This is a genomic window from Streptococcus pseudopneumoniae, from assembly GCF_001076775.1.
In the GTDB taxonomy this organism is placed as follows: domain Bacteria; phylum Bacillota; class Bacilli; order Lactobacillales; family Streptococcaceae; genus Streptococcus; species Streptococcus pseudopneumoniae_G.
Window position 1 is genome coordinate 1 of the sequence record NZ_JVGV01000037.1, and the last position, 15,431, is coordinate 15,431.

Genomic DNA, 15,431 nt, shown 5'->3' on the forward strand with positions numbered 1-15,431 from the left:
TGTACTGACCCCAAAAAGTTAGACAATTAATTTATCCGAAGGATTTAGTTCTGTATTGCACAGGACTGAGTCCTTTTAGTTTTACCTTAATTCGTTTATTGTTGTAGTAATCAATATAGTCTACAATGGCTTGTTCCAATTGGTTGAGCGACTCAAATGACTTCTCATAACCATAAAACATCTCCGATTTCAGAATACCAAAGAAAGATTCCATCATGCCGTTGTCTGGGCTGTTACCTTTACGTGACATGGATGCTTGAATTCCCTTACCCTCTAGAAACTGATGATAAGAATCGTGTTGATATTGCCAGCCTTGGTCACTATGGAGAATCGTATTCTCGTAGCGCTTCTCTGTGAATGCTTGTTCCAACATTGTTTTTACTTGTTCTAAGTTGGGTGAAGTTGAAAGATTATAGGCGATAATTTCGCTATTAAAGCCATCTAAAACTGGTGATAAGTAAAGCTTTTGAGCGCTTGCTGGAATGGCAAATTCTGTCACGTCCGTATAACACTTTTCCATTGGTTTAGCTGCTTCAAATTGGCGTTGAATAAGGTTGTCTGCTTTCTTGCCAACATCTCCTTTATGAGAAGAATACTTGCGTTTCTTGCGGATTCTAGCTTGTAAATTGAGCACTTTCATCAAGCGTTGAACTCTTTTATGATTGACCACATAACCACGATTTCTTAATTCTAAATGGATTCGACGATAGCCGTAATTTCCTTTTTGTTCGGTAAAAATAGCTTGAATTTCAGCTTTAAGCTTTTGATCCTTATCTGGTTTGTCTAGCTGTTTCAAATGATAGTAGTAGGTCGAACGAGCGAGTTTAATGGTTTTTAGAAGAATATCTAACGAAAAATCAGTGATTAATTCTTGAACAATTTCTGTCTTTCTTCTTTCTCTTTTTCCTCCTTCAAGCGGAGTTCTCTCAACTTTTTTAGGACAGCATTCTCCGCTCTCAGATACTCGTTTTCTGCTTGAAGTCGTTCTAACTCTGTCATCTCTTCGGGTTTCTTCTTTGGTTTACGTCCCATTTTAGGTACTCTCCCTCTTGTTTTCTCAACAATAGTATACCCGTTTTTCTTGTATTGTGCCATCCAATTTGGAAGCATACCACGATTTGGGAGAGCATATTCGAGAGAAACTCTATCTTGAGACCAGTTTTCATGTAGGACTTTATCAATCATTTCTTGTTTTAATTCAGGAGAATAGTAACGATTTTTTTCTTTTTTGACGAACTCTATTCCATAACGATCAATCAATTTAATCATGTACCTAATATTAGAATTGTTTATCCCAAATTTATTTGAAAGCTTCTCTAAGCTATATCCTTGTTTTCTAAGTTCATAGATCTGAACTTTATCATCATAAGTTAATTTCATAATAAAAACACCCCAAAAGTTAGATTTTTTCTGTCTAACTTTTGGGGTGCAGTTCACGTTATATATATTGCTTTTTCCTTCAATATTGCTATTAATTTTGTTTTCCTATATTCCCATGTTGGGACTAATTATTGCATTTAAAGACTATTCACCAGCCAATGGTATCTTTGCTAGTCAGTGGGTAGGATTTAAGTACTTTACTCAATTTTTCTCATCATTCCAATTCGGGACAACTATGTTCAATACATTAAAAATTTCACTTTATAGTATTGTAGTAGGATTCCCCTTGCCTATTATACTAGCTATAATTAGTAATCAGTTAAGAGTTGGGAAATTTAGAAAAATATTTCAAGTGACAACTTACTTACCCCATTTTATCTCTACAATGGTTATGTGTGGGATGATTATATTATTTTTATCTCCTACTAGTGGTTTGTTAGCGAATGTATTTAAGTCTGTTGGAATTACTATTCCAGATTTTTTATCAAAACCTAGTAATTTTGCAGGTGTTTATGTTTGGAGTGATGTATGGCAACATATTGGTTGGGATAGTATTATTTATCTAGCAGCGCTTTCTGCAATTGATCCTACATATTATGAGGCTGCAACTATGGATGGTGCCTCTAGATTACAAAAAATTAGGCATATAGAATTACCATTACTTTTGCCAACTGCTATGATTTTACTAATATTAAGAGCAGGTAGTTTATTAAGTGTAGGTTTTGAGAAAGTGTTACTACTACAGAATCCACTTAATTTAGCAGGAAGTGAGATAATTTCGACCTATGTTTATAAAGTTGGTATGGTGAACTTTCAGTATAGTTATTCGACAGCTATAGGGTTATTTAACACCGTAGTCAATCTAATAATTTTGTTATCTGTTAACTGGTTCTCGAAAAGATATACTAGAACGGGTCTTTTTTAAAGGAAGGAGTGCTCAAGGTGAAATGGTTTCATAAATCAAGAAAAACAAACTCTGAATTATTATTTGATATAGTTACCTATGGTTTAGCAATTTTCCTTATCCTGTTAATTGTTTATCCGTTATGGTTTGTAGTGATTGCATCTTTTAGTAATCCTTCAGATGTTGCAAATGGAAAGGTATGGTTTATTCCTAGAGAATGGAAATTAGATGGATATTTACGTCTTATTCAACAACCTTTATTCTTACGTAGCTATCTAAATACCATTTTATATACTGTTGTTGGTACCTTAGTTGCTTTAGTAGTCAATATTCCAGCTGGTTATGCTTTATCTAGAAAAGAATTAGTTGGTAGAAAATGGATGAGTATTCTATACATAATCCCTATGTTTGTATCAGGTGGCTTGATTCCTACCTACTTAACAGTAAAGAATGTTGGCCTAATTGATACATTTTGGGTAATGGTAATACCTTTTGCGGTTTCATCATACAATATTATTGTTGCTAGAACTTTCTTTAATAATAGTATTCCAGACGGGATGTGGGAGGCTGCGCAAATTGATGGATGTGGTACAATTCGTTATTTTATTAAGATAGTCGTTCCTTTATCAAAAGCTATTATAGCAGTTATTGGACTTTGGACCGCAGTTGGTATTTGGAATTCGTGGTTTAATGCTTTAATTTATTTAACGAATGAAAATTTACAACCATTGCAATTAATTTTACGACGTTTACTAATTAGTAATCAAATGTTACAATCGCAAGCAACAGGAGAAGTTGCATCAGATCTTCGTATCAAAGCCGATATGATGAAATATGCAGCAATTGTTATTTCAACCGCTCCGATAATGTTGCTATATCCCTTTGTTCAAAAATATTTTAATCAAGGCGTAATGATTGGCGCGTTGAAAGAATAGGAGAAAAACATGAAAAATAAATCATTTACATATTTGTTCTTAGGAACAGTTACACTTGCTGGCTTAACAGCCTGTGCAAATTCTAATAATGCGAATAAGGATGATAAGTCTGGAGAAGATTCTTATAAAATCACAACTGTTCGTTGGTCTGACTGGGGGGAAGATTATCATAAAGGTTTTCTAACTGATTCTGCCAAAGAATCAGGTATCGATGTTAAATGGGATACACTTGTAGCTGCAGATTGGGCAGATAAGAAATCTGTGTTGGTTGCTAGTGGAGATTTACCAGATGCATTTTTAGGTTCAAATGCTTTTACAGATTCAGAAATTGCTCAGAACCAATCTTTATTTATTCCATTGGAAGATTTAATCAAAGAAAACATGCCAAATTTAACTAAGGCTATGGAGAAAGAACCTAAGATTAAAGCTATGATTACTTCACCAGATGGTCATATCTACAGTCTACCTAAAAAATTACCGATGCGTCCTACTGTAGCTAATCAGCTATTTATTAATAAAAAGTGGCTGGATAATTTAGGATTAAAGGTTCCAGAAACTTATGATGATTTAGTAAAAGTACTACAAGAATTTAAGGATAAAGATGCGAACGGAAATGGAGACGCTTCTGATGAAATTCCATTCGGAGCAGGAAACTTTGATCCAACATTCTCATATATTCTTCCGTTCAATAATCGTTTAGGGGCAGATAATACATATGAAATGTCTGTAAAAGATGGAAAACCAGTCTACCTTCGTACAGAAGAAAGTTATAAACAAGGGATTGCAGCAATGCACGAATCTTATAAAAAAGGTTTGATTGATCCGGAAATCTTTACAGAAGATACCTCTATGAGTGTAGCAAAACGTATGGATAAGGGAGTATCTAGAGTAGGTGTTTCTAGTGGTTGGACAGCAGATGCAACGTTTGGCTTACATTCAAGTGAGTATATTGCTCTACCTGCTTTAAAAGGTATGGATGGTAAACAATATGTCTTTTCTGATCCAGATCATTACAACTATGGTCGAAATGAAATTTTGATTACAAATAAGAGCAAAAACCCTGCTAAATTATTGAAATGGTTGGATAAATTATATACAGATGAAGCAAGTATTCAGAATTTCTATGGATCATTTGGAATAGCTACTGAAAAGAATGGTGATAAGTTTAAAGTGTTACCTCCTAAAGATGGTAAATCAGCTGATGAATGGGCATGGATTAATTCACTTCGAGATTTTGGTCCTAAATACGTAAGCGATGATATCAATAGTCGCGTAGAAATCGATCAAACACAAGGTGATGGATTGAAATTGAAGATGGACCAAGATTTGAAACAATTTGCGTTACCAGCTTACCCTAATGTGATTTATTCACAAGAAGAACTTAACAAATTATCATCAATCTATGTGAGTATTGAATCTTATGTCAAACAACAAGCATCTAAATGGGTAGTTGAAGGCGGCATAGAAAAAGAATGGGACTCATACAAAGAAACTCTTAAGAATATGGGATTGGACGAATTTATGAAGATTCAACAGGAAGCATATAATCGTTACCAAAAAGAAGTAAAAGAGTAATACTTTATATGAACTCTTGGTTGTATAAACAAGGGACTAGCTAATTACAGGAAGCGAGACTGATAACGTCAAATTATCTCGCTTCCTTTATTCTAATTTTTAAAGAAATTTGGAAATGTTTTTTAAATAATTTAGGTAATATTTTTGTGCAACTGACATTCTAAAATATAGAGTTAAGACGATTGATTTTATGGAGAATATATTATGCAAAAATTATTTTCATTAGATGGAAAAGTGGTTAGAATTTTAACTTTTTTGACAGATTTAATTATTTTAAATACTCTATTTATTGTTAGTTGTATTCCAATAGTTACAATTGGGGCATCATTAACTTCTCTTACGACAATGTGGTATCGTATTTTAAAAGGTAAAGATACCGATATTGCTTATCATTATTTTCGGATCTTTAGACGAAATTTTAAACAGTCAACTTTTATTTGGTTGTTTATCCTCCTAATAGAATTACTTTTATATGTGAACTATTGTCTTTGGGGCTATTCAAGTTTATTTTCAGAGTATAGTTTATTGTTAGTGTTGCCCTTTTTATTTGTTATAATACTTTTGATGAGTGTTATTTTTCCCTATATTGGTCTATTTAAAGATAATCTAAAAAATAGTATTGTAAATAGCGTATTAATTTGTATTTTAAATCCAATACAAGCTATCATGTTGGTTTTATTTAATATTTCTGTACTGTATATGAGTTTTAGTAGTCCAGAACGAGTTTTAACAGCTATTTACGTATTTACATTTGGGGGATTTGCTTTTTGCGGATTGATGAATGTAACGATAACAAATAAAATGTTTGATAAGGTAAAGAAATTTACTAAAAGGAGGGAAACAAATTGAAAATTTTTAAGGGAGAGTTTTATCGAATCTCTGTATTAACAGACAAGTTAGTAAGGCTAGAATACTCTCAAACTGGAAGTTTTGAGGATAGAACGACACAACTTATCTATAATAGAGATTTTGGTCAAGTTTCGTTAGATTATATCGAGACATCAAACGTACTAGATATTATGACGGACTATTTTCATCTGCACTTTAATAAAGGAGAATTTAACGCCGAAAATTTATTTATAGAATTAAAAGGAAATTTTGCCGTATATGGTAGTCGCTGGTATTTTGGTGAATCTATTGAAACGTTAAAAGGAACAGCTCGGACTCTGGATAAGGCAGATGGAGCAATCTCGTTAGAAGATGGAATTATTAGCCGAAATGGGATAGCCTTATTGGATGATTCTCAAGGATTTATTTGGGATGAACAGTCTGGTTATATTGAGAGAGAAAATCAAATTGACCTGTATTTCTTTGCCTATGGGCATGATTATAGAGGAGCAATCAGAGACTTTTACCATTTGACTGGTTCAACACCCTTGTTGCCAAGATATGCTTTAGGCAATTGGTGGAGTAGGTATTGGCCTTATACGTCGGATGAATACTTGGATTTAATAGACAGATTTGAAACAGAGAAAATTCCATTATCTATCGGTGTTTTAGATATGGATTGGCATATCACTGACATTCCAGCTCGTTTTGGAAGTGGCTGGACAGGATATAGTTGGAATAAAAACTTAATACCTAATCCAGAACAGTTATTGCAACAACTTCATGATAGAAAGTTAAAACTCTCTTTAAATGTCCATCCTGCTGATGGTATACGGGCTTATGAAGAAGCTTATCCTAGAGTTGCCAAACGATTAGGGTTAAATGTAGAATTAGAGGAACCAGCCATTTTTGATTTTTTTAATCCCTCTTTTAGGGAAGCTTACTTTAAAGATGTTCATTATGAGCTAGAAAAGCAGGGAGTAGATTTTTGGTGGATTGACTGGCAACAAGGGACACAAGGCATGTTGGATCCACTGTGGCTTTTAAACCATTATCACTATCAGGATAGTTGTAAAAATGCAGAAGGTGGTTTGATTTTATCAAGATATGCAGGTCCCGGTAGTCATCGCTACCCTGTTGGTTTTTCAGGAGATACCATTATTAGTTGGAATTCCTTAAGATTTCAACCTTATTTTACAGCGACAGCATCAAATATCGGTTATAGTTGGTGGAGTCATGATATCGGTGGACACATGCTGGGGGATTATGACGAAGAGCTACAAACTAGATGGCTACAGTTTGGTGTTTTTAGTCCGATAACTCGATTACATAGTTCTAGAAGTCCTTTTAATAGTAAAGAACCTTGGTTTTTTTCAGAAACAACATCTAAGATTATGAAGAAATACCTTCGTTTGAGACATCAGATGATCCCCTATCTATACACTATGAATGTAAAGACACACGAGGAAGGTGCCCCATTAATCAGCCCAATGTATTATTTCTACCCAGAGAATGATGAGAGCTATAATGTTCCAAATCAATACTTTTTTGGAACAGAACTGATGGTGGCTCCCGTTGTAGAAAAGATGGATTTGGCATTCCAATCTGCAAAAGTGGATGTATGGTTCCCTGAAGGTGAATGGTATGACTTCTTTTCAGAGAAAAAATATACAGGTGGTGTGAAGTTAAGTGTTTATCGAGACATTTCGATGATACCTGTGTTTGCAAAAAGTGGTGCAATCATTCCCTTGGTTGGTTCTGAGATAGATATGGGTGTTGAGTTACCTGAAGTTGTAGATTGGTATGTATTCCCAGGCAAACAACATTCTTTTGAAATGATTGAAGATCAAAATGGTCAAAGATATAAAACAAGATTATCAATCGATTGGGAAATGGGAATGGTAGAGTTGGCATTACAAGGAGATTCTAGTATCGTTCCAAGTAATAGAAAGCATAGAATTCATTTTAAAGGAACGAATGTGTCTATGATTGAATTGCCAAATAAGAATGATACAGCTAGATTTGAATGTAAAGATAATAAAACAATATCTTTAAATGATGAAGTTTTTAGACTACTAAAGACTGCTTCTCTTCCATATGAATTAAAAGATAGATTGTTAAATCAATTCATCAATGCAAAAAATTCTCCTGAGTTAATGAATATCTTGCATCGTCAGGACGAGGAATTGAGAGGGCGTTTGTTGGAAATGATATTTACTAGCGAAAACTAATTGAGAAATTTCGTACACAATTTCTATTATTTAATTACTAATTATTTATTTTTTAATGTGTAATAGTTTTACATCTCTATGCTTATTGACTTGTATTGCACTAGCTACAAGCTACAAGCTTGGTATAGGGGTGTTTTTGTTTACTGAAGAGGAAAGGATAAGTATGTTTCAAGGTTTGAAACATTTTTAAACTAAACAATAGCAAATTTTTAAAGGTGATTTTTCAAAGTATCAATCCACTTTTCATTATGATTTATGTGCCGATTTTTGCATGGTTGTGGGGGAAATGGGTAAAAAGCAACCGTCCTCTTCTAAGAAATTTGCTTACGGTTTATTAGCAGCAGGTCTATCCTTCTTGTGGATGATGTTACCAGGAATGCTCTTTGGGACAGATGTTAAGGTCAGTCCTTTCTGGTTGATTATGAGTTGGGCTATTGTGATTGTGGGGGAAATGTTGATTTCGCCTATTGGTCTATCAGTCACTACTAAGCTAGCACCAAAATCCTTCCAAGCACAAATGATGTCTATCTGGTTCTTGAGTAATGCAGCTGCCCAAGCTATCAATGCTCAAATTGTAAAATTTTATACAAGCGAAACTGAAGTGGCTTACTATGGAATTGTTGGAGGAATTACGATTGTATTCGGTATTATCTTACTCTTCTACGTTCCACGTATTGAAAAACTAATGTCTGGTATCAAATAGAGAAAAACTGGAATTTCTGTAGGAATTTTAACAGTTAGATCAATTATTTATTCAAAGGATTTAGTTCTGTATTGTATAGGGCTAAGTCCTTTTAGTTTGATTAATACTCTTCGAAAATCAAATTCAAACCGCGTCAACGTCGCCTTGCCGTACTCAAGTACAGCCTACGGCTAGTTTCCTAGTTTGCTCTTTGATTTTCATTGAGTATAAAACTCACGATGTTTCTGATTTTCCTAGTGGACATTTGTCCACATTTTTTATATAATAAAATTAAACCAAAATGGTTGATTTTTGAAAAGTAACTCAACTAAAGATTAGCTTTTCTAAGGAAAATCATTTAAGATAAGGTTCTATACTAGGAGGTGAAGTATGTATCAGCCAGAAAAATTAAAGGCTCGGAGGAAAGAGTTAAAACTGACACAGAAGGAAATTGCAGAGCAACTTGGGATTAGCTTTCAGGCTTACTCAGCTTGGGAACGTGGAGTCAAGGAACCGTCCAAGGAGAAGGTGTTTCAGCTAGAGAATATTTTAAAAGTACCAAAAGGATATTTTACTCAGATCGAGATTGTCCGTCTCTACCATAGCCTCTCCAAGCAAGGGCAGGAGAAGGTTGTTCACTATGCTCGCAACCTATCTCAAGAGGAGCAAGCCCAGAAAGTGACAGCTATGCCAGAGCGCCTCTACGAGTACCGTGTTTATGAACGCATGTCAGCAGGGATTGGGGCTTCGGTCTACGATGATCAGAATTTTGATACGGTTTACTTTAATGAGGAGTTGGCTCATGATTTTGCGTCATGGGTGTCTGGGGACTCCATGGAACCTAAATACCAAAATGGTTCAGTGGCTCTGATTCGAGAGACAGGATTTGACTATGACGGGGCGGTTTATGCAGTGGTTTGCAACAACCAGACCTATATCAAACGGGTCTATCGAGAGGAGAATGGATTGCGTCTGGTCTCTATCAATCCTAAATACAAGGATATTTTCATCTCCTATGAGGAAGATCCTCGGATTGTGGGGATTATCGTTGGGAACTTTGTGCCGATGGAGGGCTAGCCAATGGGCTACTTTGATTATTCCAGAGAGCCCAAAAGTGACATTGCCTTTGTCGATATGAAATCCTTTTATGCCAGTGTTGAGTGCGTGAAAAGGGGCTTACATCCGCTGAAAACCTCGCTTTGTGTCATGAGTCGCGCGGATAACTCAACTGGTCTTATCCTAGCCTCCTCTCCCATGTTTAAGAAGATTTTTGGCCAGTCAAATGTTGGTCGGGCCTATGATTTGCCTTTTGATATCAAAACGCGAAAATTTTCCTATTACAATGCTCGAAAGCAAGGGCTACCTACCAACTCAGACTATGTTCGCTACATCGAAGATTGGGCTCAAGTGACCTTGATTGTGCCACCCAGGATGGATGAGTACATCGCAGTCAATATGGAAATCCAGAGAATCTTTCAAAACTATGGCAGTCCAGATGATATTTATCCTTACTCTATCGATGAGGGCTTTATTGACCTGACTAGTTCGCTCAACTATTTCATCCCAGATAAGAGTCTCTCTCGCAAAAACAAGCTGGATATGCTTTCTGCCCGTATTCAGAGGGATATTTGGAGGCAGACAGGAATCTACTCTACAGTGGGCATGTCAAATGCCAATCCTTTACTGGCCAAGTTGGCTCTGGATAATGAGGCCAAGCACACTCCGACCATGAGGGCCAACTGGTCTTACCAGGATGTGGAAGAGAAGGTCTGGTCCATTCCCAAGATGACCGACTTTTGGGGAATTGGCAGGCGGATGGAGAAACGCTTGCATGCTCTGGGGATTTTTTCCATCAAGGAATTGGCAACCAGCAATCCCGACCAGCTAAAGAAAGTTCTGGGTCAGGCTGGTCTGCGTTTGTGGTTTCATGCCAACGGGATTGATGAGAGCAATGTTCATAAGCCCTATAAAGCCAAATCCAAGGGCTTGGGGAATTCTCAAATCTTGCCGAGAGACTACGTGAAGCTACGGGATATTGAAATTATTCTTCGAGAAATGGCGGAGCAGGTGGCTATTAGACTGAGAAGGTCTGGCAAGAAAACAACCCTTGTCTCTATCTATGTCGGTTTCTCTAAACAGGAAGTCAGGTCGTCTATTCACACACAAATGAAGGTCGAACCGACCAATAATACAGCTGTCTTAACGAATTATGTTTTGAAATTATTTCATAACAAATACACTTCTGGAGCAGTCAGAAGTGTCGGTGTAAACTATTCAGGCTTTGTAGACGAGTCCTTTGGTTTGATATCTCTCTTTGATGATGTTGACAAGTTAGAAAAAGAAGAAAGGCTCCAGACGGCTATTGACTCCATTCGGGAACAATTTGGTTTCACTTCTCTCTTAAAGGCCAATGCACTGGAAGAAGCCTCTAGGAGTCTTGCTAGAAGCAAGCTGATTGGGGGACATTCTGCTGGAGGATTAGATGGATTAAAATGATTGATCGTTCTTATTTACCTTTTCAATCTGCGCGAGATTATCAAGATCCAGGTATGCAGAAGTGGATGGGATTTTACCTCTCAGAACACACCAGTTCGCTCAGTGAAGAAAAAAGCCGTGTTGATTTTTCGATAGATTTGGATCCAGTTGAGAAACTACATTTACTTTCTCAGCTTTATGTTGGCCAACTTAAGGGAAGTTTTGTGGTAAAGGAAAAGAAGCAGAAGGCGACTATCATCGGTGAGGTGAGGGAGTTATCACATCAGACTCTATCTATTAGGACAAACGAGGGCTATAGGTTGATAGAGGTTGCAGATATCCTAGAAATTCGGCTGTGGGAGGAGGGAGTTTATGACTAGAAAAGAGCTGTATGAAAACAAACTGCAGATGGATTATTTTTCAGATGACTATATTCGTTTTGAAGAGGATTTTCAAAAATACTCTGCCATGAACGTACCCTTGACTTTCTTGATTGATGACATCCTACGAACCATGGCGATGAATCAGAAAAACTACTTTGTCTTAAACAAGGAAAATGCCAAGGATGGGCGGGAGCATCGTTTTTATTTTAGGGTGGTAACGGAAAAAGCGTGTCCTAGAAATAGGACCTATACATATTCAGGAGTCAAGAATAGCAGTCAGTAGTGCCTTGTCTGCTATGAATGTATCATTTTTACAACACTTCATGGTTCATATCATGGGGTGTTTTCCTATTCAAGTCAAAGTCCATCAAAAAATCCCACTATTCTTAGGCTAAAGGAGAACTAATAATAGTGAGATTGTGAAATTATAGTAGGTTTTGTATCGCCTCTTCAATTTGTTTTGGGTCTGTTTTTGAAGAGAAGCGTTCAAAGACCTGACCATCACGACCGATAAGAAACTTAGCGAAATTCCATTCGACTCGTTTTCCCAGTGGGCCAGATTTTTGTTCTTTCAACCAAACATAGAGAGGATCTGCTTCCTTACCGTTGACCTTTATCTTGGCAAAACGTGGGAAGGTGGTCTGATAATGTAGGCTACAGAAGGTGTTGATTTCCTCTGCTCTGCCTGGTGCTTGTCCCATAAACTGATTGCAAGGGAAGTCTAAAATCTCAAAACCTTGTTCTTGATAGCGATCATAGAGTTCTTGAAGTCCTTGGTACTGGGGCGTTAAACCACATCCAGTAGCAGTGTTGACAACCAAGAGAACCTTACCACGATAGGTCTCTAGTGGAGTTTCTTGATTGTCTTGGTTCAAGACTGAAAAATCGTATAGTGAAGTCATTGCTTGCTTTTCTCCTTCTGTTTGGTATTTTTAGGAGTTTTCTCCTCCTGTAGTGATAGAAATCCGTAGGTCAGGGTTCCAAAAATGCTTCCGATAATCAGGCTATACATCAGGAAAGGAACACTTTTATCGAATTGCATGAGCAACTTCACAAAATCTGAAAGGGACATCTGCTGAACGAAGACTTTATGAAAGATGAGTAAGGTAAAGAGGCCGATCTGAATAACGATAAACACAATCCAGCTTCGGAATTTGATTTGGGCTTTGCTGTAGGTTTTGAGGATGATTTCTGATTTGTCATCCTTTTCAAGATGAAGCTCTTGGACGGCTTTTTGAGCTTTTATACTCATGAACAAAATGAGTCCAAAATAGATGTAGGGCATAACATTTCGAACAATTTCTATAAAGCTTCCGAACAAAATATAGAATAGGAAGAGAATGAAGGAAGAGTAAAAGATTTGGATCATGGAACGGGCGCAAGCCTTGTAGATAACCTCTTGACGGCATTCATCAAAAGGCCCTTGGATATGAAAGAAATTTCGAAGTAGGCGAGTTGTTAAGTCTTCTTTTTTCATGGGTGATTTCTCCTAAATGAACGATGTTATTTTGTTTCTTTTACGAATTGATAGAGATAATAAAGATAAGTAATAGAAGAAAGGATAGCGATAGTTAGCAGTATATAATATTTCCAATTGATTGAAATGAGCGTCAGTTGTGGTAAGGATAGAATCATAAAGAATAGTGCTAAGTTGAGTATGCGCGTTTTTTGGGAGTCAATCTTTAGATAAGTCAATCCTTTGTTGAGTGCTGGAACAAAGACTGGAAGGAAGACTATATCGTAGATTGGCAAGTTCCCTGAAACGATGATGAAGATGAGCAGAGAACTGAACAAAAGATGATAGGTAAGTAAAGTTACTAGTGATTTCATAGGGCACCTCCTAATCCTCATCTTGATCTTTCTTAGCTTTTTCAATGCGACGGGAGATGAGGAACTGTATACTCGCTCCGAAGAAGATAGAACCGAGAATGCTTGATACACCATTTCTTATAGTGAGGAGAGAATGAAAATAGTCCTGACCTTCACCTATGAGTATACTGAGAAGAGGAGTTATAAAAAACATCCATAGACCAAAGAACAAACCTGCTTTAAGACCTGGGTAGTATAGTTGCTTACTTTCTTTCTCACTCAGCATATCTGGTTCAATAGTTGTAATCCCAGTTTTTTGCATTTGGTATGTGAGATATCCAGCAACGATGAGGGCAATCACTAAAATCAGAGGAGGATAGACTAGAGCTACTAGTTGAGGATATTTATAGGCCAGAATGAGCGGAATAAGATTGCCGAAAATCATCAGATAAAAGAGGAAGATAAAGACTTGGTTACCTATACGGTCTGCCTCGCGTCGTTTGTATTCGTCAAGTGGATCAGAAATACCGTATGTGCGCTTGATCAGTTTTTCAGTGAAGGTTTCTTTTTTCATGTGTTGGCTCCTTTTTTAAAAATCATCCTCCCAAAAGAGATTGTTGAGGTCAGTTTGGAGGCTACGGGCGAGATTGAGACAGAGTTCCAGAGTTGGGTTGTACTTGTCGTTCTCAATCATGTTGATAGTTTGTCTCGAGACACCGATATCCTTGGCGAGTTCGAGCTGGGAAATGCCCAGTTCTTTGCGAAATTCTTTCACACGATTCATCTGTTCTCCTTTCTGATTTGTGTCGTATATATTTGACTATATTATATTCTTCTATGGCGCGAATGTCAAGCATATTTGACATATTTCTTAAAGAAATCTTACTTGTTTTTGACCTATTTGTCTGACTAGTGCAAGCTAGTCAGATTTGTGGTAAAATAGATAAGATATGACAAAAGAATTTCATCATGTAACGGTCTTACTCCACGAAACGATTGATATGCTCGACGTAAAGCCTGACGGTATCTATGTTGATGCGACTTTGGGTGGAGCAGGCCATAGCGAATATTTATTAAGTAAATTAAGTGAAAAAGGCCATCTCTATGCCTTTGACCAAGACCAGAATGCCATTAACAATGCGCAAAAACGCTTGGCTTCCTACATTGAGAAGGGGATGGTGACTTTTATCAAGGATAACTTCCGTCATTTACAGGCACGTTTGCGCGAAGCTGGTGTTCAGGAAATTGATGGAATTTGTTATGACTTGGGAGTGTCTAGTCCTCAGCTGGACCAGCGTGAGCGTGGTTTTTCTTATAAAAAGGATGCGCCACTGGACATGCGCATGAATCAGGAAGCTAGTCTGACAGCCTATGAAGTGGTGAACCACTATGACTATCATGACTTGGTTCGAATTTTCTTCAAGTATGGCGAGGACAAATTCTCTAAACAGATTGCGCGTAAGATCGAACAAGCACGTGAAGTCAAGCCAATCGAGACAACGACTGAGTTAGCAGAAATTATCAAGTCTGCCAAACCTGCCAAGGAGCTCAAGAAGAAGGGGCATCCTGCCAAGCAGATTTTCCAGGCTATTCGAATTGAAGTCAATGATGAACTGGGAGCAGCAGATGAGTCCATCCAGCAGGCTATGGAGATGTTGGCTCTAGATGGTAGAATCTCAGTGATTACCTTCCATTCACTAGAAGACCGCTTGACCAAGCAATTGTTCAAGGAGGCTTCAACGGTTGAAGTTCCCAAAGGTTTACCTTTCATCCCAGATGATCTCAAGCCCAAGATGGAATTGGTATCCCGTAAGCCAATCTTGCCAAGTGCAGAGGAGTTAGAAGCCAATAACCGTTCGCATTCAGCCAAGTTGCGCGTGGCCAGAAAAATTCACAAGTAAGAGGGAAAAATGGTAGATAAGAAAGAAACAACCAGTCAATTCTTGCAGAATCGTATAAAAAAATTCTCACGTGTGGAGAAGGCTTTTTATCTTTCCATCGCTTTTACGGCTCTCGTTTTAGCAGTGAGCATTATCTTTATGCAGACACGACTCTTGCAAGTGCAAAGTGATTTGACAAAAATCAATGCGCAGATAGAGGAGAAGAAGACAGAGCTGGACGATGCCAAGCAGGAAGTGAATGAATTGATTCGTTCAGAGCGCTTGAAAGAAATTGCAGATAAAAAAGATTTGAAATTGAATAATGAAAACATCCGAACAGCGGAGTAAG

Annotated in this window: 17 protein-coding genes and 1 pseudogene; 12 read left to right on the forward strand and 6 right to left on the reverse strand. The window is 37.2% G+C overall.

Annotated elements, in window-relative coordinates:
- Positions 1–31: 31 nt before the first annotated feature.
- Positions 32–1,380 (reverse strand): IS3 family transposase gene (locus tag ADJ60_RS11385; RefSeq protein ID WP_152907437.1). Its coding sequence is split into 2 segments (ribosomal slippage): positions 32–939 and positions 939–1,380, totalling 1,350 coding nucleotides; the frame shifts between segments, so codons are not numbered across the junction.
- A 46-nt stretch (positions 1,381–1,426) separates the two neighbouring features.
- Between ADJ60_RS11385 and ADJ60_RS10595 the strand changes: the two genes are divergently transcribed.
- From ADJ60_RS10595 to ADJ60_RS10640, 10 genes and pseudogenes are all read left to right on the forward strand, one after another.
- Complete coding sequence (locus ADJ60_RS10595) at positions 1,427–2,305, forward strand: ABC transporter permease (protein WP_152907448.1); 879 nt, start codon at positions 1,427–1,429, stop codon at positions 2,303–2,305.
- A 17-nt stretch (positions 2,306–2,322) separates the two neighbouring features.
- Positions 2,323–3,219, forward strand: coding sequence for a carbohydrate ABC transporter permease (locus tag ADJ60_RS10600; RefSeq protein WP_000870790.1), 897 nt, complete (start codon positions 2,323–2,325; stop codon positions 3,217–3,219).
- Between the two features lie 9 nt (positions 3,220–3,228).
- A complete protein-coding gene (locus tag ADJ60_RS10605; RefSeq protein WP_004256278.1) occupies positions 3,229–4,794 on the forward strand; it encodes an extracellular solute-binding protein in 1,566 nt (521 codons plus the stop codon).
- Between the two features lie 204 nt (positions 4,795–4,998).
- Positions 4,999–5,643 (forward strand): YesL family protein, encoded by a 645-nt coding sequence (locus tag ADJ60_RS10610; protein ID WP_001170586.1) that lies wholly within the window; start codon positions 4,999–5,001, stop codon positions 5,641–5,643.
- Positions 5,640–7,853, forward strand: a complete 2,214-nt coding sequence (locus ADJ60_RS10615; protein WP_049544873.1) for a glycoside hydrolase family 31 protein — start codon at positions 5,640–5,642, stop codon at positions 7,851–7,853. The genes ADJ60_RS10610 and ADJ60_RS10615 overlap by 4 nt, the downstream gene beginning before the upstream one ends.
- Positions 7,854–8,074: 221 nt before the next feature.
- Positions 8,075–8,556, forward strand: a pseudogene (locus ADJ60_RS10620) (peptide ABC transporter permease); the annotation flags it as partial.
- A gap of 369 nt (positions 8,557–8,925) precedes the next feature.
- Positions 8,926–9,612, forward strand: a complete 687-nt coding sequence (locus ADJ60_RS10625; RefSeq protein WP_023946665.1) for an XRE family transcriptional regulator — start codon at positions 8,926–8,928, stop codon at positions 9,610–9,612.
- A gap of 3 nt (positions 9,613–9,615) precedes the next feature.
- Positions 9,616–11,031, forward strand: a complete 1,416-nt coding sequence (locus tag ADJ60_RS10630; RefSeq protein WP_049544874.1) for a Y-family DNA polymerase — start codon at positions 9,616–9,618, stop codon at positions 11,029–11,031.
- Positions 11,028–11,390 carry a hypothetical protein gene (locus tag ADJ60_RS10635; RefSeq protein WP_049544875.1) on the forward strand — a complete coding sequence of 121 codons (363 nt, stop codon included), beginning with the start codon at positions 11,028–11,030 and terminating at the stop codon, positions 11,388–11,390. The genes ADJ60_RS10630 and ADJ60_RS10635 overlap by 4 nt, the downstream gene beginning before the upstream one ends.
- Positions 11,383–11,676 (forward strand): DUF5960 family protein, encoded by a 294-nt coding sequence (locus tag ADJ60_RS10640; RefSeq protein WP_049544876.1) that lies wholly within the window; start codon positions 11,383–11,385, stop codon positions 11,674–11,676. The genes ADJ60_RS10635 and ADJ60_RS10640 overlap by 8 nt, the downstream gene beginning before the upstream one ends.
- 142 nt (positions 11,677–11,818) lie before the next feature.
- On the opposite strand, the gene ADJ60_RS10645 is transcribed toward ADJ60_RS10640, so the two are convergent.
- Genes ADJ60_RS10645 through ADJ60_RS10665 form a run of 5 tightly spaced genes read right to left on the reverse strand, consistent with a single transcriptional unit; the run spans position 11,819 to position 13,986 of the window.
- Positions 11,819–12,295 (reverse strand): glutathione peroxidase, encoded by a 477-nt coding sequence (locus tag ADJ60_RS10645; RefSeq protein ID WP_049544877.1) that lies wholly within the window; start codon positions 12,293–12,295, stop codon positions 11,819–11,821.
- Complete coding sequence (locus ADJ60_RS10650) at positions 12,292–12,870, reverse strand: DUF3278 domain-containing protein (protein WP_049544878.1); 579 nt, start codon at positions 12,868–12,870, stop codon at positions 12,292–12,294. Before ADJ60_RS10650 ends, ADJ60_RS10645 begins: the two co-directional genes overlap by 4 nt.
- A 26-nt stretch (positions 12,871–12,896) precedes the next feature.
- Positions 12,897–13,223 (reverse strand): hypothetical protein, encoded by a 327-nt coding sequence (locus ADJ60_RS10655; RefSeq protein ID WP_023946653.1) that lies wholly within the window; start codon positions 13,221–13,223, stop codon positions 12,897–12,899.
- Between the two features lie 10 nt (positions 13,224–13,233).
- Entirely contained in the window at positions 13,234–13,776 is a 543-nt protein-coding gene (locus ADJ60_RS10660) for a DUF3278 domain-containing protein (protein WP_049544879.1), read from the reverse strand.
- A gap of 15 nt (positions 13,777–13,791) precedes the next feature.
- A complete protein-coding gene (locus ADJ60_RS10665; RefSeq protein WP_049544880.1) occupies positions 13,792–13,986 on the reverse strand; it encodes a helix-turn-helix transcriptional regulator in 195 nt (64 codons plus the stop codon).
- 166 nt (positions 13,987–14,152) lie between these two features.
- Here ADJ60_RS10665 and rsmH point away from each other — a divergent pair, with 166 nt between their 5' ends.
- Together rsmH and ftsL are read left to right on the forward strand one after the other, a co-directional pair.
- Entirely contained in the window at positions 14,153–15,103 is a 951-nt protein-coding gene (rsmH, locus tag ADJ60_RS10670) for a 16S rRNA (cytosine(1402)-N(4))-methyltransferase RsmH (protein WP_004256391.1), read from the forward strand.
- Between the two features lie 9 nt (positions 15,104–15,112).
- Complete coding sequence (gene ftsL, locus ADJ60_RS10675; protein ID WP_000227824.1) at positions 15,113–15,430, forward strand: cell division protein FtsL; 318 nt, start codon at positions 15,113–15,115, stop codon at positions 15,428–15,430.
- Position 15,431: the final 1 nt, after the last annotated feature.